The 19,044-nt window shown below is 44.6% G+C and carries 19 protein-coding genes; 15 read left to right on the top strand and 4 right to left on the bottom strand.

What is annotated here, in order from left to right; genetic code table 11:
- A complete protein-coding gene (locus ACXAGK_RS09910) occupies nt 1–708 on the top strand; it encodes an HAD-IA family hydrolase (RefSeq protein ID WP_474856051.1) in 708 nt (235 codons plus the stop codon).
- A gap of 51 nt (nt 709–759) precedes the next feature.
- Here ACXAGK_RS09910 and ACXAGK_RS09915 read toward each other — a convergent pair whose 3' ends face one another.
- Entirely contained in the window at nt 760–1,380 is a 621-nt protein-coding gene (locus tag ACXAGK_RS09915) for a Maf family protein (RefSeq protein ID WP_474807269.1), read from the bottom strand.
- Nucleotides 1,381–1,533: 153 nt separating this feature from the next.
- On the opposite strand from ACXAGK_RS09915, the gene yceD reads away from it, so the two are divergent.
- The 14 genes from yceD to ACXAGK_RS09985 all read left to right on the top strand — a co-directional run bounded on the left by yceD (nt 1,534) and on the right by ACXAGK_RS09985 (nt 13,179).
- Nucleotides 1,534–2,067 carry a 23S rRNA accumulation protein YceD gene (yceD, locus tag ACXAGK_RS09920; protein WP_474856053.1) on the top strand — a complete coding sequence of 178 codons (534 nt, stop codon included), beginning with the start codon at nt 1,534–1,536 and terminating at the stop codon, nt 2,065–2,067.
- Between the two features lie 3 nt (nt 2,068–2,070).
- Nucleotides 2,071–2,241, top strand: a complete 171-nt coding sequence (gene rpmF / locus ACXAGK_RS09925; protein ID WP_012518206.1) for a 50S ribosomal protein L32 — start codon at nt 2,071–2,073, stop codon at nt 2,239–2,241.
- Between the two features lie 15 nt (nt 2,242–2,256).
- Entirely contained in the window at nt 2,257–3,282 is a 1,026-nt protein-coding gene (plsX, locus tag ACXAGK_RS09930; RefSeq protein ID WP_474807267.1) for a phosphate acyltransferase PlsX, read from the top strand.
- Nucleotides 3,279–4,244, top strand: a complete 966-nt coding sequence (locus tag ACXAGK_RS09935; RefSeq protein WP_071814538.1) for a beta-ketoacyl-ACP synthase III — start codon at nt 3,279–3,281, stop codon at nt 4,242–4,244. The genes plsX and ACXAGK_RS09935 overlap by 4 nt, the downstream gene beginning before the upstream one ends.
- 85 nt (nt 4,245–4,329) lie before the next feature.
- Nucleotides 4,330–5,259, top strand: a complete 930-nt coding sequence (gene fabD / locus ACXAGK_RS09940) for an ACP S-malonyltransferase (RefSeq protein ID WP_474807266.1) — start codon at nt 4,330–4,332, stop codon at nt 5,257–5,259.
- Between the two features lie 9 nt (nt 5,260–5,268).
- Entirely contained in the window at nt 5,269–6,009 is a 741-nt protein-coding gene (gene fabG, locus ACXAGK_RS09945; RefSeq protein ID WP_179983189.1) for a 3-oxoacyl-ACP reductase FabG, read from the top strand.
- Between the two features lie 199 nt (nt 6,010–6,208).
- Nucleotides 6,209–6,448 carry an acyl carrier protein gene (gene acpP, locus ACXAGK_RS09950; protein ID WP_012518211.1) on the top strand — a complete coding sequence of 80 codons (240 nt, stop codon included), beginning with the start codon at nt 6,209–6,211 and terminating at the stop codon, nt 6,446–6,448.
- A gap of 80 nt (nt 6,449–6,528) precedes the next feature.
- Nucleotides 6,529–7,767, top strand: a complete 1,239-nt coding sequence (gene fabF / locus ACXAGK_RS09955; protein ID WP_269916419.1) for a beta-ketoacyl-ACP synthase II — start codon at nt 6,529–6,531, stop codon at nt 7,765–7,767.
- Between the two features lie 219 nt (nt 7,768–7,986).
- Entirely contained in the window at nt 7,987–8,844 is an 858-nt protein-coding gene (gene pabC, locus ACXAGK_RS09960; RefSeq protein WP_474856056.1) for an aminodeoxychorismate lyase, read from the top strand.
- Between the two features lie 225 nt (nt 8,845–9,069).
- Nucleotides 9,070–10,089: an endolytic transglycosylase MltG gene (gene mltG / locus ACXAGK_RS09965; RefSeq protein WP_474856058.1), complete on the top strand. Its 1,020-nt coding sequence runs from the start codon at nt 9,070–9,072 to the stop codon at nt 10,087–10,089.
- An 81-nt stretch (nt 10,090–10,170) separates the two neighbouring features.
- Nucleotides 10,171–10,860 (top strand): dTMP kinase, encoded by a 690-nt coding sequence (gene tmk / locus ACXAGK_RS09970; protein WP_474856060.1) that lies wholly within the window; start codon nt 10,171–10,173, stop codon nt 10,858–10,860.
- A complete protein-coding gene (gene holB, locus ACXAGK_RS09975) occupies nt 10,860–11,747 on the top strand; it encodes a DNA polymerase III subunit delta' (RefSeq protein WP_474856062.1) in 888 nt (295 codons plus the stop codon). The genes tmk and holB overlap by 1 nt, the downstream gene beginning before the upstream one ends.
- Nucleotides 11,748–11,807: 60 nt before the next feature.
- Entirely contained in the window at nt 11,808–12,587 is a 780-nt protein-coding gene (locus ACXAGK_RS09980; RefSeq protein ID WP_474856064.1) for a TatD family hydrolase, read from the top strand.
- 34 nt (nt 12,588–12,621) lie between these two features.
- Entirely contained in the window at nt 12,622–13,179 is a 558-nt protein-coding gene (locus ACXAGK_RS09985) for a pyridoxamine 5'-phosphate oxidase family protein (RefSeq protein WP_474856066.1), read from the top strand.
- A 70-nt stretch (nt 13,180–13,249) separates the two neighbouring features.
- Here the strand turns inward: ACXAGK_RS09985 and ACXAGK_RS09990 are convergent, their stop codons facing one another.
- The 3 genes from ACXAGK_RS09990 to ACXAGK_RS10000 all read right to left on the bottom strand — a co-directional run bounded on the left by ACXAGK_RS09990 (nt 13,250) and on the right by ACXAGK_RS10000 (nt 19,012).
- Nucleotides 13,250–13,882: an SDR family oxidoreductase gene (locus ACXAGK_RS09990; protein ID WP_474856068.1), complete on the bottom strand. Its 633-nt coding sequence runs from the start codon at nt 13,880–13,882 to the stop codon at nt 13,250–13,252.
- A gap of 192 nt (nt 13,883–14,074) precedes the next feature.
- The gene (locus ACXAGK_RS09995; RefSeq protein ID WP_474856070.1) at nt 14,075–17,029 is read right to left on the bottom strand and encodes a ligand-binding sensor domain-containing diguanylate cyclase; all 2,955 of its coding nucleotides are present in this window, start codon (nt 17,027–17,029) and stop codon (nt 14,075–14,077) included.
- Nucleotides 17,030–17,191: 162 nt separating this feature from the next.
- A complete protein-coding gene (locus tag ACXAGK_RS10000) occupies nt 17,192–19,012 on the bottom strand; it encodes a M2 family metallopeptidase (RefSeq protein WP_474856072.1) in 1,821 nt (606 codons plus the stop codon).
- Nucleotides 19,013–19,044 lie beyond the last annotated feature (32 nt).

A 19,044-nucleotide genomic window follows, 5' to 3' on the forward strand; every position in this document is an offset into this window, starting at 1 on the left:
ATGCACTCAAAGAATCAGGCTGTGGCAGCACAGCCTTTCACTTCATTAAATGAAAAGCTGCCTAAGTACAAACTTCTTATCTTTGATTGGGATGGCACGTTGATGGACTCGGCGGCAAAAATTGTTAGCTGCATGCAGCTAGCGGCAAAACAGTGTGATATGCCAATTCCTACCTATGACGAAGTGGGTCACATTATTGGCATAAGTTTAAAGCCCGCCATCAAGCAGCTTTTTAAAATTGAAGATGATGAGTTAGCTGAGCGTTTAGTCGCAGCATATAAAGATGCGTTTGTTACCCGTGATACAACGCCGTGTCCGTTGTTTGATGGCGTTAAGCAGTTACTAAATACTTTAAAAAAAGCAGGATGTACACTGGCCGTGGCGACAGGCAAAGCACGCCGCGGACTTGACCGAGCTTGGTTACAAACAGAAACGGGCGTTTTTTTCAGTACGTCGCGCACTGCTGACGAGGCAGAATCAAAACCATCGCCGGATATGCTGTTGCAGATTCTCGATGAGCTCGGCTTTGAAATTGAAGATGCCGTGATGATAGGTGACACAACCTATGACATGCAAATGGCTAAAACCATTGGAATGGATAGAATAGGGGTGTCTTACGGTGTTCATGCTCAGGTTCATTTAGAAGCGTTGTCACCTGTGGCACTTGTACACTCAATAAGTGAACTAGAAACAGCGCTATTTAAATAGCGCTGTTTCTTGGAACTGCTTTGGCAGCGCTTTTCTGACTGAATTAGTGGCTTACTGGGCTGCCACTGTTAATAAGTCGACATTGAAATGTGCGCCCAAAAGTTCATTTAGCAGCATTATAGGAAGGCCTATTAGACTGTTAGGGTCGCGGCTCTCTATTTTGTCAAACAGCAGTACACCTAACCCTTCGCTTTTAAAACTGCCGGCGCAATCTAGCGGCTTTTCTTTTTCTACGTAGGCGCGAATGGCAGCTTCGCTGTTTTGACGAAAGAAAACTCGGGTTTCATCTACCTGAGTTACCGTTTTATTGGTACTAGGTTGATGAAGGCAAAGTGCGGTATAAAATGCCACTTGTTTACCTTGGCACGCGATTAGTTGCTTTACTGCATTTTCAGACGTACCCGGTTTGCCAAGTAGCTGAGGCCCTGTGTCGGTTTGTACCAAAGCTACTTGATCGCTACCAATAATAATAGTGTCGTTATTTAATTTTTCTAATTCAGCGGCAACCTTTTGTGCCTTTTGCTCAGCCAAACGTAAACTCAACGCAGTAGGGCTTTCGTTCTCAAAGGGCGTTTCGTCAATATCTGGTGCGTGGGTGTTTACTTGAATTCCAATGTTGGCGAGCAACATTTTTCGGTATTGCGATGATGAGGCGAGAACAAGGGAGGCCACAAATACTCCTTTTATAAAATCAATATGTTGCATAGTTTCAGTTAGTAGTACAATGTTACTTTATCACTGCGCACGACATACAGTGTTTTATTATAGGTTAAAACGCAATTTTGCTTTGACAGGAAGGGGTTGACCCTATATCATGCGCGCCCTATGCAGAAAGTGAAACTCCCTCATTCGGTTGAACCGACTAAAAGTGCCATGAAACGTTCCGATTACCGGGGCGTGATTGCGTCTAAAGATATGGAACGATTGAGTGAAGCAGTTGTCCGATGCAATGACTATGTGGACGCAGAAGTACAGTTCGAAAAAGACGCGCAGGGTCTTACTGTTTTTCACGGCCACTTAGCCACGCAGGTAACACTTATCTGTCAAAGGTGTAATGGTGAACTCGATTATCCCGTGGAAGCGGAATTCTGTTTTACTCCAGTGCAGGGAGACGAACAGGAAAACGATGACATCATTCCCGAGGCTTACGAACCGGTAGAGGTCAACGACCACGGAGAAGTTAATCTGCTTCAGATTTTTGAAGACGAGCTACTGTTATCTTTGCCAATTGTGCCCCTTCATGCAGAGTCGGAGTGTACAGTGAAGCAGGACGATATGTCGTTTGGAAAGATTGAACCGGAACAAGAGCGACAAAACCCTTTCGCGGTTTTGAAAGAACTTAAGCGAGACCAGGAGTAAGTTATGGCAGTACAACAAAATCGTAAAACGCGTTCTAAGCGCGGTATGCGTCGCTCACACGATGCATTGACAGGCGCGACTTTGTCTGTCGATTCAACGTCGGGCGAAACTCACCGTCGTCACCACGTGACCGCTGACGGTTATTACAAAGGCAAGAAAGTAATCGGCGCGTAATACGGCGACTACATTTTGTCTAAACTAACCATCGCGTTAGATATCATGGGGGGCGATCACGGTCCCCCTGTTATCCTTTCCGCAGCCGTAAAGGCTATCCAACTTCATCCCGATGTGCATTTCACATTGTGCGGTGACGAAAAAATTATCAATTCGAGCTTGCAACCCCTTACCAATGTTGAACGCAACCGCGTTACCATAAAACATTGTTCACAAGTGGTTGAAATGGGCGAAGCGCCTACATCAGCGTTACGAAATAAAAAAGACTCTTCTATGCGTCGCGTTATCGAACTCGTTGAGAGCGGTGAAGCAGATGCGTGCGTAAGTGCAGGTAATACCGGTGCACTACTTACCTTGTCTTTCTACTTACTCAAAACCTTATCAGGCATCGATAGGCCCGCGCTTATTAATATGATGCCGACAACAGGGCACCACAACGTTTTTCTACTTGATTTAGGCGCTAACGTTAACTGTACGCCTGAAATCCTGTTTCAGTATGGCGTTATGGGTTCAGTGCTTGCGCAAGAGGTAGCGGGAATTGAATCACCACGAGTTGCCTTATTAAACGTAGGTGAAGAAGATATAAAAGGTAACGCGCAGGTAAAATCTGCCGACCAGCTTTTTAAAGATGCGCCAGGTATTAACTACATTGGATATGTAGAAGGCGACGACATTTTCACAGACCATGCGGACGTAGTGGTTACAGACGGTTTTACCGGAAATGTAGCCCTCAAATCCAGCGAAGGGCTGGCTAAGCTGGTGATAAATGAAGTAAAACGCCAGTCACAGAAAAACTTTTACACCCGATTATTGGCAAAAATTGCCTTCCCATTACTGAAATCTATCTATAACAGCGTGAACCCCGACCAGTATAACGGTGCTAGTCTGATAGGATTGCGCGGCATTGTTATCAAGAGTCACGGAAATGCACAAAAAGACGCCTTTTATTACGCCATAGTGCAAGCAATGAAAGAAGCAAAGATGCATTTACCTGAAAAGATAAAGACAAAGATAGAAACGGTATTGTTGGAGCAGCTTTGAGCAAATATTCACGCTTTATAGGAACAGGTAGCTATTATCCCAGCGACGTGCGTACAAACGCAGATTTAGAGCAAATGGTGGACACCAGTGATGAATGGATCACTGATCGTACCGGGATAAAAGAGCGACGTATTATTGGAGCAGATGAAACCGCTGCTACCATGGGGGCAGAAGCCAGTAAAAAAGCCATAGAAATGGCGGGCATCGACCCAAAATCTATCGACATGATTGTGTGCGCTACCACAAGTGGTCGCTATGCGCTTCCAAGCACAGCATGTGAAATTCAACGTATTCTTGATTTAGACGGCATTCCGGCATTTGACGTGGCTGCTGCGTGTGCAGGCTATTGTTATGCATTGAGTGTGGCCGATCAGTACATTAAATCGGGAATGGCTAAACGCATTCTTGTAATCGGAACCGACTGCCTAAGCCGTTTGATAGACCCAGAAGACAGAACCATGGTCATTCTGTTTGGTGATGCCGCAGGCGCGACTATTATAGAAGCCAGTGATGAACCTGGAATTTTATCTACACATATTCATGCAGCAGGTTCATATGGAGACTTACTATACGTAGGCAATCCAACTCGTGGTGATGAGCAGTCAGTTCACGAAAATTGGGGGGTGATGCGCGGCAACGAAGTATTCAAAGTTGCGGTCACCAAGCTTTCAGAAGTGGTTGAACAAACCCTTGCCGCGAACGGTATGCAAAAATCTGATCTTGACTGGTTAGTGCCTCACCAAGCAAACTTTAGAATTATTAAAGCGACAGCTAAAAAGCTAAATATGTCTCTTGACCAAGTTGTGCTTACGTTAGAACAGTATGGCAATACCTCTGCTGCTACCGTGCCAACAGCGCTTGATACCGCTATAAGAGACGGCCGCATTCAACGCGGACAGCATTTATTACTAGAAGCATTCGGAGGCGGATTTGCTTGGGCGTCAGCGCTTGTTCGCTATTAGCCCTACTGAGATTTGCCCTATTATAGGGCATTCCAACTTCGACGTTTTCTCGTTTCTAGTAAATTAAAAATAATAAGGAATCGACATGACAAAGACAGCCTGTGTATTTCCAGGACAAGGTTCTCAAAGCGTTGGTATGCTTAAGGAACTCGCCGAGACTTCTCCTATTATCGAGGCGACGTTTAAAGAAGCCTCTGACGCACTTGGGTATGATCTGTGGGATTTAGTCCAAAACGATGCAGACGGTAAACTTAACGAAACCCATATCACTCAGCCAGCGTTGCTTGCTGCTAGCGTAGCAATTTGGCGTGTTATTCGTGAGCAGGGCATAAATGTAGATTACTTAGCAGGTCACAGCCTTGGTGAGTATTCAGCGTTAGTTTGCGGCGGCGCCATGGACTTTGCTGATGCTATTAAGCTTGTGGAAGCCCGTGGTAAATATATGCAAGAAGCTGTACCAGCCGGTGCGGGCGCTATGTATGCCATTATTGGATTAGACGATGCTGCCATTGCTGATATTTGCCAGCAAACTGCGATTGCTACAGGCGATGTAGTCGCGCCAGTTAACTTCAACTCTCCAGGACAAGTCGTTATTGCTGGCGAAAAGAGCGCAGCCGAGCAAGCCGCTAATGCATGTAAAGAAGCGGGCGCTAAGCGCGCACTTCCTCTTGCGGTAAGTGTACCTTCACACTGTGAGCTAATGCGCCCTGCGGCAGATAAATTAGAAGACGCGCTATCGTCATTGAACGTTAATGAGCCTGCAATCAATATTGTTAATAATGTTGATGTCACCATTGAAACCCAAGGTGATGCAATCAAAAACGCATTAGTTAGACAACTTTATTGTCCTGTTCAATGGACTCGTACTGTTGAATATCTCGCGGCAGCGGGTGTTGAGCGTGTAATTGAAGTAGGCCCTGGTAAAGTACTTACCGGACTGAACAAACGTATCGATAAGAGCCTTACGGCTCTTGCAGTTAATACATCTGATGGTGTTGAAGCATTAAAACAATAAGGAAACGCAATGAGTCAATTAGACGGTAAAATTGCGCTCGTTACCGGCGCAAGCCGAGGTATAGGTAAAGCGATTGCCACACAACTTGCACAGCAAGGTGCTACGGTTATCGGTACGGCAACCAGTGAAAACGGTGCGCAAACAATCAGCGACTATCTTTCTGAGTTTGGCGGCAAGGGCTTTGCGCTAAATGTCACTGACAAAGAAAGCGTTGATACAACATTAAAAGCAATTAACGAAGCTTTTGGTAGCATCGATATCTTGGTCAATAATGCAGGTATCACACGTGATAATCTGCTAATGCGCATGAAAGATGACGAGTGGCAGGATATTATCGACACCAATTTAACTTCTATTTTTACAATGTCAAAAGCGGTACTTCGCGGTATGATGAAGAAACGCTGTGGTCGCATTGTAAATATTGGTTCAGTAGTGGGCAGTGCGGGTAATGCTGGACAGGCAAACTATGCTGCGGCGAAAGCAGGGGTCATTGGTTTTTCTAAATCAATGGCACGTGAAGTGGCTTCTCGTGGTATTACCATTAACGTTGTAGCGCCAGGTTTTATCGATACTGATATGACAAAAGCGCTGACCGATGACCAAAAAGAAGCCATTTTCAAAGATATTCCGGCGAACCGTTTAGGTGCGCCTGATGAAATTGCAGCCACTGTTGCCTTTTTAGTGAGCGATGGTGCAGCCTATATTACGGGCGAAACTATCCACGTAAATGGTGGTATGTATATGGGGTAAATTCGCAAAAATTGCGAATTTTCCTTAGTTTGGGGTGGTATTTACCCGAACTTGGATGTAAAAATAGTATTTTACGAATTTCGAATGTCGCTGGTTTGACCAGAAAATTTGTTTAAACTGGTGCTTGCAAGGATGCACCTTGCAAAATAAACTAGCGGCACTTTTATTATCTAGTGACGTTTAAGGGAAACCTAGAATTATGAGTAACATTGAAGAACGCGTTAAGAAAATCATCGTTGAACAACTTGGCGTGAAAGAAGAAGAAGTAAAAGCAGAAGCTTCATTCGTTGACGATTTAGGCGCTGATTCACTTGACACTGTTGAGCTAGTGATGGCTTTGGAAGAAGAATTCGACACTGAAATTCCTGACGAAGAAGCTGAAAAAATTACTACTGTTCAGTCTGCAATTGACTACATCAACGCTAACAAAGACGCTTAAGTCTTAAGTAGCGACAAAGCGGCTCTTCTTACAGAGCCGTTTTTGTATCTCCTACCTTAGTTCCAAAGCGAGGGCTTTTTGTGACAAAACGTCGCGTAGTGGTTACTGGTCTTGGAATGCTTTCACCATTAGGTCTTAATAGCGAAGACACATGGCGCAAACTGCTCGCGGGCGAAAGCGGCATCGGTGAAATCACCCATTTCGATTGTAGTAACTATTCAACCCGTTTCGCAGGTCAAATTAACGATTTTGATCCGCAGGAATACATTGAAAAGAAAGAAACCAAGAAGATGGACCGCTTTATCCAATTGGGTATTGCAGCAGGCAAACAAGCTTTGGTCGATTCTGGTTTAACTGTTTCACAAGATAATGCGCATCGCGTAGGTGTGGCTATTGGTTCAGGAATCGGTGGTTTAGAGCAAATTGAACAAAACCATTTGAAACTGACAAATAGTGGACCTAAGCGCGTATCGCCGTTCTTTGTACCTTCAACCATAACCAACATGATTTCAGGCTTTTTGTCTATCATGGAAGGGTTGAAAGGACCGAATTTAAACGTTGTGACTGCGTGTACGACAGGCGTTCACAACATCGGTATTGCCGCGAGAACCATTGCTTATGGTGATGCTGACGCCATGTTGGCCGGTGGCGCTGAAGCGTCTATTACGCCGTTAGGCATGGCAGGCTTTGCCGCAGCTCGTGCGTTGTCATCTCGTAATGACGATCCACAGGCCGCAAGCCGCCCATGGGATAAAGACCGCGATGGTTTTGTCATGGGTGAGGGCGCTGGCGTGGTAATGCTAGAAGAATATGAAGCCGCAAAAGCTCGTGGCGCGACCATATATGCTGAGCTTGTTGGTTTTGGCATGAGCGGCGACGCATACCATATGACTTCGCCACCTGAAGATGGTGAAGGTGCAGCTGCATCTATGCAAAACGCGATAAACGACGCGAAAATGGATGCAAGCGACATTGGCTATGTTAACGCCCATGGTACGTCTACGCCTGCAGGTGATATCGCTGAAGTGGCTGCGGTGAAACGTGTATTCAACGATCATGCTCACAAATTACTTGTTAGCTCTACCAAGTCAATGACAGGTCACTTACTGGGTGCCGCTGGTTCGGTTGAGGCAATTTTCACTATTTTGGCACTGCGTGACAAAATGGCGCCGCCAACCATTAACTTGGATGAGCCAGGTGAGGGCTGTGACTTAGACTTTGTTGCACACAAAGCAAAGGCATTCAGTGAAGACTACGCACTGTGTAATTCATTCGGGTTTGGCGGTACGAACGGCTCATTGATTTTCAAGCGTATATAACGCGCTCTAGCTAACACAATACGTTTGAGTTTTACTCACATTCAAAAGGCAGCTTCGGCTGCCTTTTGTTGTTTATATGAACAAATGTAATGTCGAAGATTGTGCGCGTCAGGCTTTCTTCATTGGCGAGTCAAACAATTGGTCACAGCTATAAGTTGTTTGACCAATGCAAGTTGGTATACTTCCCTCAAAGATAGTAACGGCGAACAAGAGTAGGCAGTGATAATTATTCCCAGCGCTACGCCTATTTCATCAAGTGATAGGGCGTTTAATTACGGAGATGGCGTGTTTACCACACTGATGGTGAATGAACACAAAGCAGAATTATTGCCTTACCATTTATCACGTTTAGAGCACGATACCGCTGCCATCAAACTGGATATCGATATAGATACTCTCGAAGCCGCAATCGCTGAACAAATTGAGGCAATAAAGAAAGCCTCGGAAGGAAACGCATCGACAAAGTATGTGTTAAAAGTTCACGTTTCTGGTGGTCAAGCAGGTAGAGGATACGCGCGAAGTGAAGACAGTGAAGCGCTTATAAGATTTAGTCAGCACCCGTACCCGAGCCATTACGATAGTTTGGCTAATAAAGGTGTTAGTGTGATATGTGCTCAAACAAGGTTAGCTATTCAGCCATTGCTTGCTGGTGTGAAGCATATGAATAGGCTAGAGCAAGTACTTGTAAAACATGAAGTAGATGAAGCTGGCGCTCACGACGCTATCGTTTGCGATACCCAGGATAGTATTATTGAGGCGAGCGCAGGTAATCTGTTTTTTTATCTTAACGACGAATGGTATACCCCCTCTCTAAAGGGTAGCGGGGTAAATGGTGTTGTAAGGCAGTGTCTTATCGATTCGCTGTTAAACGATAACAGTGTACTTCACGTTGGGAATTACGACCTTTCTTTTTTACGAAAAGCCAGCGCAGTAGTCATTACCAATGCGTTAATGGGAGTAATGCCGGTGAAACAAGTACGAATGACTGATTTTTCTGTGGTTAATTTTGATGTTAAAAGCGATGCAATTGCTCGCCTAAAGGCACGTCTTACTATTGCAGTGAAAAATGGGCAGTAAAAGAGGTCAGTGAGAAGTCGGCTGTAAAAAGTGCACAGTAGAAAATGGGCAGTAAAAAAGCGATCAAAAATAAAGAGTAAAGGCAGCTAGCGAAACAAGCTGGCGCTTAAATTAACATTATAGATGCATACAAAAGAGCTTATGCACTCTTAAATGAATTGAAGAATTAGTCGTAGAACGAAGTAGAATGGAATATAAAACAATGTACAAAAGGGAAGCCTAAGTATGAAGCGGGCTGTCATTATTTTACTGTCCCTTATTGTGGTTGCAGTGATTGGTGCTGCATGTGGCGTTATGTATGTGTCTGGAAAGGTCACTTCTGAATTAACGCTAGAAAATGAAAGCTTATTTACCATAGAAAGCGGTAGTAATGCTTATCGCACGGTGAAGTTATTGCGTGAAGCAGAAATAACTGATGTGCCACCGTTTGTGGCAAAAGTATGGCTTAAATTTTTTGCAGGCAGCACCTCGGTTAAATCAGGCACATACATGTTACGCCCCGACCAGTCGTTGGTGGATGTATTTACGCTTTTTACTCAAGGTGACGAGCATTTCTTTGCGGTAAGCTTAGTTGAAGGGCTAACCCTCTCACAATGGATTGAAACACTTAAGCAAAACCCCAATCTTGTTTTCGATTTAGACAAGGATAAATTAGGACAGTTAACTCAAGGTAACGGTGTTGATTGGTGTTGCGAACAGGTATCACAGACCGAAGGGATGTATTTGGCTGATACTTACTTTTTTACTAAAGGTACAACAGCCAGTGAACTATTGAAGCGAGCTCACCATGCGCTTATTGAGTTTGTCTCTGTTGAGTGGAAACAACGGAAAACGGATCTTCCATTAGCCACACCCTATGAAGCACTTGTATTGGCGAGTATCATCGAAAAAGAAACGGCAGTACCTGAAGAGCGTGACATGATTTCCGGAGTATTTGTTAATAGACTCAATAAAAACATGCGCCTTCAAACCGACCCGACGGTGATTTATGGTATTGGTCCCAAATTTGATGGAAATATTACGCGTAAACACCTTCGAACGGCAACGCCTTACAACACTTATGTCATCAAAGGGTTACCGCCAACGCCAATAGCCATGGCTGGCAAAGCGGCGATTCATGCGGCGTTACACCCGCTATCCACTGATGCTTTATATTTTGTAGCGAAAGGTGACGGAAGCCATCAATTCTCTACCTCGCTAGCTGAACACAATGCAGCTGTGCGAAAATACCAGTTAAAACGATAACCCTGCTGTTATAGCTACATAGTACGTAGCAGTGATCTAGCCAGTAGGTTATAGCTAAATGAAAACAGAGTTTAAAAAGTAATGCGCGGAAAATTTATTGTAGTTGAAGGCCTTGAAGGGGCAGGAAAAAGCTCTGTAATAGGGCTAATTGTTCAAGCATTAAAGGGTGCTGGAAAGCGCGTTGAGCAGACACGTGAACCAGGTGGTACACCTATGGCGGAAGCCATACGAGAATGTGTAAAGCACGACTGGGATGAAGCTGTTAGTGAAGAAACTGAGCTGCTTCTTATGTATGCGGCTCGTGTGCAATTACTTACCAATAAAATCTTACCTTCACTTGATGCTGGTGCGTGGGTGGTAGGTGACAGACACGACCTGTCATCTCAAGCCTATCAAGGCGGTGGTCGGGGCGTCAGTGGAAAAACAATGTCGGCCATCAGCGATATCGCCCTTAAAGGGTTTAAGCCAGATTTAACTCTATATCTGGATGTCGAGCCTGCGGTTGGACTAGAGCGCGCCCGCGGGCGAGGAGAGCTTGACCGCATTGAGCAAGCCGGGCTCGCCTTTTTCGAGCGTACCCGTGCTAAATACCTGTCGTTGGCCGAGCAAGATGAATCGATAGTAGTAATTAGCGCAATGCAGCCTATGGAAAAGGTTCATCAAGATGTTATTGCCACTATTACCGATTATGTGACCAACCAAGAATACACTGGCACCGTAAGTGAAAGTAGCAATTCAGTGCAAAACGAAAGTCAGCAGGAGAGAGGGTAATGCAAATGCTGCCCTGGTTTGCTGCAACGTTTTCGACTTTGCTAACGCGATATATGGCAAAGAAACTGCACCATGGCCTACTGCTAACTGGCCCAAAGGGCATCGGCAAAAATCAACTCGCAGTGGGCTTAAGCAACGCGTTATTGTGCAAGCAACCTAGTACCGACGGACCATGCGAGCAGTGTCAAAGCTGCCATTTAAGACAGGCGGGAAATCACCCAGACTTTCACGTGTTGGAAAGTGAAAAGCAGCTTGGCGTGGACAAAATTCGCGAAGGTATTGCCAAGCTCTCTGGTACTGCGCAAATGGGGGGGAACAAAGTGTTGCTGATCCCCCGAGCCGACACCATGACAGAGGCGGCGGCTAATGCGCTATTGAAAACCTTAGAAGAGCCCACAGATAATACTTTCTTACTGCTGATTACAGATAGTATCAATAAGATCATGCCAACCATATTGAGTCGGTGTGAACGACAGATACTTGCGCTTCCGTCTGTACCAGACAGTTTGAACTACCTAAAGGCTAAAGGCGTAGAAGATGCTAGCGAAGCATTACTGGCGGCCTATGGTTATGCGCCCCTTCGCGTGGAAGAAGCGCTCTCTGGTGACGAAGATATTAGTTATCGCAATTTCAGTGATGGTATACAGGCGCTTTTAGCAGGTGATGCCAACATGCAGGTGCAAACACTTGCAAATAAGTGGCAGAGCAATGCGCAGCAAATCGCATTGTGGTGCCAACAACTGGCCCATGACGAATACATGAAGCGTCAACAGGCCGTCGACTTTGAACGCTATGTAGCGTGTGTAGAGGCAGTAAAAACGCTCGAACATGCTGGCGTGAATAAATCGATGGTACTTTTTGGGCTGTTAAAACAGTTTCAACGTTAACAGACAAAAAAGGTTTTTAGTTCCTTTTGTCTGAAAGCAATTTATTAATACAGGTGTAGTTTGTTCGTAGATTCTCATTGTCACTTAGACCGACTTAAGCAAGGGCCAGAAGAACTGGCTGAAACGTTAAATTTTGCTAGAACTCGAGGCGTAGAGCACTTTCTTTGCGTATGCGTGTCGGTTGGCGATTACAACAGCATGTTAGACGCAGTTAGCCAGTTTGATGACGTTTCAGTATCTTGTGGTGTGCACCCGCTGCATCAAGACGAAGCGTGTAGTTATGAGGAACTGCTAGAGAAGGCGCAGCGTGAGGAAGTTGTTGCGATAGGTGAAACAGGGCTGGACTATTTTTATAGCCCAGAAAGCAAAGATATTCAGTTAACGTCATTTGTCGACCACATCAAAGTAGCTAACGAAACCAGAAAGCCGCTTATTATCCACACGCGAGATGCAAGAGAAGATACCATCAACTTACTCCGTGAACACAAAGCAGCGCATACCAAAGGCGTTTTACATTGTTTTACTGAGTCATTAGAGATGGCACAGGCCGCTATAGAGATGGACTTTTACATCTCTATTTCCGGCATTGTGACTTTTAATTCTGCTGATGAATTACGTGAAGTGGTGAAAGCTATACCTTTAGAGCGGCTGCTTATTGAGACTGACTCTCCTTGGCTTGCGCCTGTACCTCATCGGGGTAAGCAAAACCAACCTGGTTATGTAGTGGAAGTGGCTGAGTTTATCGCAGAGCTCAAAGGTGTATCGGTAAAAGAGCTAGCTGACATCACTACACGCAACTTTTACACATTGTTTTCTTTGGCTGATAAGAAAGCAGCGTAACTAAAAAGCAGTTGGCTTACATGAGGAGGTGGGTATGCCCCAATGGCGACAGGGATTGACAAAAAGTCTACACCAAACCCGCAGTATGCCCGAAAGTCGATATTTTCAGTTAGCCACGGTTGATGGCAGCGGTACTCCGTTTTGCCGAACCGTAGTATTTAGAGGGATGACCGACGAAAATCAGCTAGTTGTTATCTCTGATACCCGAACAGAAAAGTACAGCCAGCTAGAGCAAAACGCTCAAGCACAAATATGTTGGTATTTTTCTAAAAGCAGAGAGCAATACCGTTTCTCTTGCCTCGCTACAATAATCACTGCGAGTCAGGATGTTGACTTAGTTAAACAACACTGGAATAAGTTGTCGGACGCGGGGAAAAAGCAGTTTCTATGGGGCGAGCCGGGTACGCCTCGTAATGATGGCACAGCGCTTCAAATAGAAGGCGATTTCGATGAAGTGCCGCCTCATTTCTGTGTGATATTATTGGCTATTGAAAGCGTAGATTACCTGAATTTAAGAGGCAACCCACAAAGCCGAGAATGGCATCAAAAAGACGCCAATGGTAACTGGGTGAGCCAGTCTTTAATCCCCTAAGATGCTATTTGCATAGTAATATCCCTCCCGCTGTAGTGATCACACTAAACAGGGGAGGGGGATTTAAGTGTTATAAAATTTGCGAGATAGGCGTGTCGCCTTTAAACAGGTAAGTAATCGTATTTTCACTACCCTCTTTTGCAACACTCTCAACAATAGCTGTAGCTACATCTTCTCTAGGGATTACCGCATCATCTTTATTGCTTGGAATGTCAGTGCGCACTAAATGAGTACCTGGTTCATTCTGTAATGTACCCGGGCGTAAGATAATATGATGCAAACCACTGTTAATTAAGTGCTCGTCGGCCATATGCTTGGCAACTAAGTAAGGCTTAATTGCTGAATCTACGCTATCAGGGTCGCCTGCGCCAATAGAACTCACCATAATGAATTTAGGTGTACCTGCCGCTTTGGCATAGTTTACTGCGTTACGTGCAGCCCATAGATCGATCATAAGTGTTTTATCTGCACCCGTGTTACCACCCGAGCCCGCGGTGAATACCACCACATCAATTCCTTCAAAATGAGAAGAAAAATCTCTCTCTAGATCTTGCTCTACAACACTAAGATTATCATTTTGTATGTCAGATAGTTTGTCAGGACTTCTCACCGGTGCTAAGACCTTGTGCCCTGCATCTAAAAGCTTTACGGTAGCTTGTTTGCCAATTTGTCCCGAAGCGCCAATCACTAATACATTAGCCATAATGCTATACTCCTTGTAATTGAAAAATATCTATCGTTTATCGATACAAGGTTGCATAGGAAGCAATCGTAATATGCGATCATAAACTGCGATGGAATGCCATGCTAAAGAGATTGGCTGCATAAATTGGTTAGTGAGGGCAATTACCGAAACGTGTCAGATGTGAGGCGTTGAGCTGACGCAAGGCTACCCTTATTTAACAACGGCGTTTCGGCCAGACTCTTTACCTGCATACAGTTTTTTATCCACTGCGTGAATACAGGCATCTACGCTGTCATAATCCTTTATATCTGCAACGCCACATGTGATGGTAACGCTGACCGAGTGCGGCGGTGCCTCGACAACTTGTTCCGCTACACTTTTACGTAACTTCTCAGCGACCCAATAGGCCTCTTGTACATTTAGTGAAGGCAATAAAATTAGAAATTCTTCTCCACCCCAACGTGCAATAACATCACTTTCCCGTAGGTTATTTTCCAGAGTGTTAGCTATTTTAACCAAAACGGCATCGCCCACGTGGTGGCCATACTCGTCATTAATTCTTTTGAAAAAGTCGATATCAACGATTAGTAACGAAAAAGCGCGGTTGTGTCGTTTAAATTCGTGCCACTCAGCTTTGGCTCGTTGGGTGAAATAGCGTCTGTTTTTTAGCCCAGTCAATGAGTCTTGAGAAGATAAAAGCGTCAATTTCTCTACCATGGCTTCAAGGTCTCGCGTTTTTTCTTCTACCTTTAGTGAGAGCTCTGCTGAACGAGCTTTTAGTGCCGAAATTCTCAGCCAAACTATCGAAGTAATGAACAATAAGATAGAGAGTAACAGTGCAACACGCCATACAGGCTTATCCCACCATGGTGGAATGACTATAATCTCGAGTTGAGCCTCATCGCTGCTCCAGACGTTTTCTTGGTTTATCGCTTTTACTGTAAAACGGTAGTGTCCGGGCTCTAAATTCGTATAGGTCGCCACCCGCGCTTTGTAATCGGTAAAGCGCCAGCTATTTTCGAAATCTACCAACTTGTAAGCGTAGCGCAGTTCATTGGCATTCATGTAATCAGTTGCTGCAAACTCAATAGAAAGCGCAATATTATTATGGGTAAGTTCTATCTTTTCCCCTAAATTGAGCCGCTGTTGAACGCTAGTGCCATTATTCTGATCTCTATTTACAGTTTCTACTTTTGTGAGGTGTACGTCAGGGGACCACTTTACATTAGTAACGTCGGTGGGATTAAACTGAGTGAGCCCTTGGGAGCCGCCAAAAAGAATAGTGTTATTTTCGGTAGTGGCTACAGAGCCGATGTAGTATCCCGTAGAGAGGGCACCATTCTCTGCGCCATAGTAATAAAGAGTATCGAGATCGGGCGCTAAATAAGAAATGCCTACTATTGTGGAAATCCACAAGCCATATTCATCATCTTCGACAATGGCACCAATTGAGACCTTACTTAATCTGCTCTCTGGCTTGATCTGAGTAACCTTAATGGAAGAAAAATCATCATTATTTTGCGTGACAAAATATAAGCCGGCGGCTTGTGTTCCTACCCAGTAGCCGCCACGTTTTGAGCGAGAAATCCACGTCACTACCGTACTGTCTGTAATTTTGTCCGTGTAGTCGCTAATGTTCGTTAACTCACCAGTAAGTTTATTAGCAAAGTGCAAGCCTGTTACCGTGCTCAGCCATGCACTTTCGCCACTTTCAAAAAGAATTCGAGTAGTGAGGGAGAGGGGCCATTGCCTGACAACACGTCCCTCCGAAGGACGGTAAACAAATACGCCGTCGCTATAGCCACCAAACCAGATATCGCCTTGGGCATCCATATTTATGCTATAACTAGATTTGCCTTGCAGCGCCACAACTTCAAGCTGTCTTGTTTCATTGTTTAATTTCGCCAGCCCACTGAGTGTTGAAACCCAAAGCGTATCGCTATCTTTATCGTAATAAACACTGGTTAGCTTATCGCTTGCACTATCGTCGGTTGTTCGAGAGTTATCTGACGTAAATGGCCCCTGGTAAGTTTTATTGACGGTATCGTAAATCCATAACCCTTTTTCATTGGTTAGCCATACTTTATTACCCTTGTATTCGGTCATCGAGCCTACAATACGGCCATTTCCCACTTCGGAAGTATAAAAGTTGCTAAGTTCCGGGTTGCTTATTGCGAAACCATCATCTTTGGTTCCGACAACCACAAGACCCGAATTTGTTTGGTATAAACTTGATAAACGCTCGTTTCCTGAATCTCTGTCACTGATTGGGAAACGCAATACGGTATAAGGACTGTGAGCTTTCAATAAGTTTAAACCTCTCTCGGTTGCAACCCAGATATCACCATTGCGTTGAAGTAAAATATCTGTAACCGAGTTATCCGACAACCCCTGTACTTCACTGATACACTGCTTTGTAATTTCCTCGAATTGTGAGTTGGGGTTAAACAAGCAAATGCCATAAGTAGATGTCCCCAACCAAAATCTTGAGCGCTCAGCTGCGACGAGTCGAGTAAAGTTCACGCCCTTATAGGCAACTAATTCTAGCGAGCTTTTAAAAGGGTCGAGCTTATAAAGACCTGAAGTGGAGGTCACATAAAGCGTATTGCCAATGAGCTCTACATCGGTAAGTGTACTTGTAGTATCAGCGAGATAACTGACTAATTCTATGCTGTCGGTTTTCTCGTGGTATCGATACAGATTTCGTTCAGATATTATCCACAGCATGCCGTCGTGCGTGGTTTTCAGTCTATTGATAATCTGTTTGTCGAATGACGATGAAACGGGGAGGGCGTAATGAATAAACTTTTCAGTGTCGACATTTAAGCGGCTCAGGCCACTAAACGTACCAACCCAAATAAACTGACCGTCTAAGCTTGCTTCTAATTGTAGAACACTAAGTGTTTGAAGGCCTGAAGATTCATCCTCGCCCCACATTCCAAAATTTCTAAAGGTATAACCATCAAATTTATCTATACCTGACTGGGATGCTAACCACAAAAAACCGTATTTATCTTCTGCGATGTCAGAAATGGTGACATGGGTGATGCCGCTTTCCATGTCGAATGTGTTAAAAGCGGGGGCACCAATTTGTGCGTGTGCAGAAAGGTTCCAGCTAACCAATAAAGTGAGGATAAAGAAGAGGCATGCTGAAGGACAGCGCATATCATTGCAACATTAAGAATTATTAATAAGTGTAAGTTACGCTAATGCCGGGGACTTTCAATAGAACAAAAGTTTAAATCGTACAAAAAAGCCCCATGTTAAAGGGGCTTAATTACTTAGAAATGTTAGCAATAGTGCTGTGATTTGATCTTTATAGAAGCATTACCAACCGCACTGGCGTGTTGCGTTTTGCTCATCCAGCCAGTTTTTAAGTGGCGCAAAGTAATCCGCAATAGTACTTGCATCCATTTGGGGTGAGCCTGTTAGCGTCTCTAGAGCATTCTGCCAAGGTTGGCTCATTCCCATTTCTAACATTTCGTTAAGCGCTTTACCTGCTTCTTCGCTGCCGTAAATAGAGCAGCGGTTTAACGGACCTTCATCACCGGCAATATCACACAGTGCTTTGTGGAATTGGAACTGAAGAATATGCGCAAGGAAGTAGCGTGTATAAGGTACATTAGCTGGAACATGATATTTTGCTCCAGGGTCAAAGGCATCAGCACTGCGTTCAACAGGTGCCATTACACCCTGATACTTTTCTCTTAATTCCCACCAAAGCTGATTGTATTGTTCAGGTGTAACCTCACCAGACATGACCTTCCAACGCCACTGATCAACCATCAAACCAAAAGGAATAAAGGCAATTTTATCAAGCGCTACCTGCATCAGCATACCGATATCATTTGATGCGTCAGGGATTTCATCTATCAAATCAATTTGCTTAAGGTACTTAGGCGTAATTGACAGGGCTATTGTGTCGCCAATGGCTTCGTGGAAACCGTCGTTTGCTGAGCCACGGTAAAGCAGAGGCTGGTCTTTATAAGCACGTTGATAATAGTTATGGCCTAATTCATGGTGAATGACGTTAAATTCTTCGCCAGTCTTTTGAATACACATTTTTATGCGAAGATCGTCTTTGTCATCCAAATCCCATGCAGAAGCGTGACACTGCACGTCACGTCCTTCAGGTTTTTGAAACATTGAACGTTCCCAAAAAGTCTCTGGCAGTTCTTCAAAGCCAAGGGATGAGAAAAATGACTCGGCCTGCTTAACCATGGCTACTTCGTCATACCCTTGTGCGGCGAGTGCACTCGTTACGTCAGGAACTTTCATTTCCTGTTGAGGCTTAACGATGTCATAGATGTTTCCCCATGATTGCGCCCACATGTTTCCTAAAAGATGGGCCGGAATTGGCTGGTCTTGGGGCACTACATCTTCACCGAAATGTTCACCAAGTTTCGCACGAACATGACAATGAAGAGACTCATAGAAAGGCTCAACCTGTGTCCATAAACGGTCCAACTCTTTTGGAAAGTCGTCTGCCGGCATGTCATATTTGCCCCGCCATAGCGCACTTACGTTTTCAAACCCAAGTTCCGCCGCACCTTCGTTAGCAAGGGAAACTTGTTCAGCATAAAGTGGTGCCATGGGTTTAGAGACTTCGCGCCAGCCTGTCCAATACTCTAGCAGTTTATCGGCGTCGCGGAGGGTAGCCATTTCAGAACTCATTTCAACCAAGCTCTTACAACTACCATCATCGCTGCAGTATTCACCCGATCCATACATGGCGCTAAGTTCTGACCCAATTTTGGCTAAACGCTCCGCTTTATCCGTGTCTGCCGGTGGCGGCATAGTTAAGCTATTTTTAAGTAAATCAAGTTGTCTTCGGGTATCTACATCAACCTCTACGTCATTAAACTTAGCCGCTTCTTTAGCTAACTTAGCCACTTTTGTTGATAGCACTTCGTTAAAATAGGCACTAACTGCAGCAGTGTCGAAATTGATATTGGTTGCATAGCTCCATTCTGCATGTGCAGCCGGCACCTGCATTTTCGCAATATCATCCTGCGCTTGCTGTAAGAATTGTTTCGCGTCTTGCGCGGTAAGTTCAGGTTTAGTTTCTGTCTGAGTAGTACTCTCGCCACACCCCATAAGCGATACGCTTACTAATGCTGCTATCAGTGTACGTTTATGATTGAGCATACTTTGTCCTTTAATTATTTTGGTTTTAAAGT

It is taken from the genome of Alteromonas sp. ABM1_013 (genome assembly GCF_056160505.1).

Coding starts and splice junctions, on each gene's coding strand:
- tmk (WP_474856060.1), top strand. CDS start 10,171: ATGCGCGGAAAATTTATTGTAGTTGAAGGCCTTGAAGGGGCAGGAAAA.
- rpmF (WP_012518206.1), top strand. CDS start 2,071: ATGGCAGTACAACAAAATCGTAAAACGCGTTCTAAGCGCGGTATGCGT.
- mltG (WP_474856058.1), top strand. CDS start 9,070: ATGAAGCGGGCTGTCATTATTTTACTGTCCCTTATTGTGGTTGCAGTG.
- ACXAGK_RS10000 (WP_474856072.1), bottom strand. CDS start 19,012: ATGCTCAATCATAAACGTACACTGATAGCAGCATTAGTAAGCGTATCG.
- acpP (WP_012518211.1), top strand. CDS start 6,209: ATGAGTAACATTGAAGAACGCGTTAAGAAAATCATCGTTGAACAACTT.
- ACXAGK_RS09985 (WP_474856066.1), top strand. CDS start 12,622: ATGCCCCAATGGCGACAGGGATTGACAAAAAGTCTACACCAAACCCGC.
- ACXAGK_RS09990 (WP_474856068.1), bottom strand. CDS start 13,882: ATGGCTAATGTATTAGTGATTGGCGCTTCGGGACAAATTGGCAAACAA.
- fabD (WP_474807266.1), top strand. CDS start 4,330: ATGACAAAGACAGCCTGTGTATTTCCAGGACAAGGTTCTCAAAGCGTT.
- yceD (WP_474856053.1), top strand. CDS start 1,534: ATGCAGAAAGTGAAACTCCCTCATTCGGTTGAACCGACTAAAAGTGCC.
- ACXAGK_RS09910 (WP_474856051.1), top strand. CDS start 1: ATGCACTCAAAGAATCAGGCTGTGGCAGCACAGCCTTTCACTTCATTA.
- ACXAGK_RS09995 (WP_474856070.1), bottom strand. CDS start 17,029: ATGCGCTGTCCTTCAGCATGCCTCTTCTTTATCCTCACTTTATTGGTT.
- holB (WP_474856062.1), top strand. CDS start 10,860: ATGCAAATGCTGCCCTGGTTTGCTGCAACGTTTTCGACTTTGCTAACG.
- fabG (WP_179983189.1), top strand. CDS start 5,269: ATGAGTCAATTAGACGGTAAAATTGCGCTCGTTACCGGCGCAAGCCGA.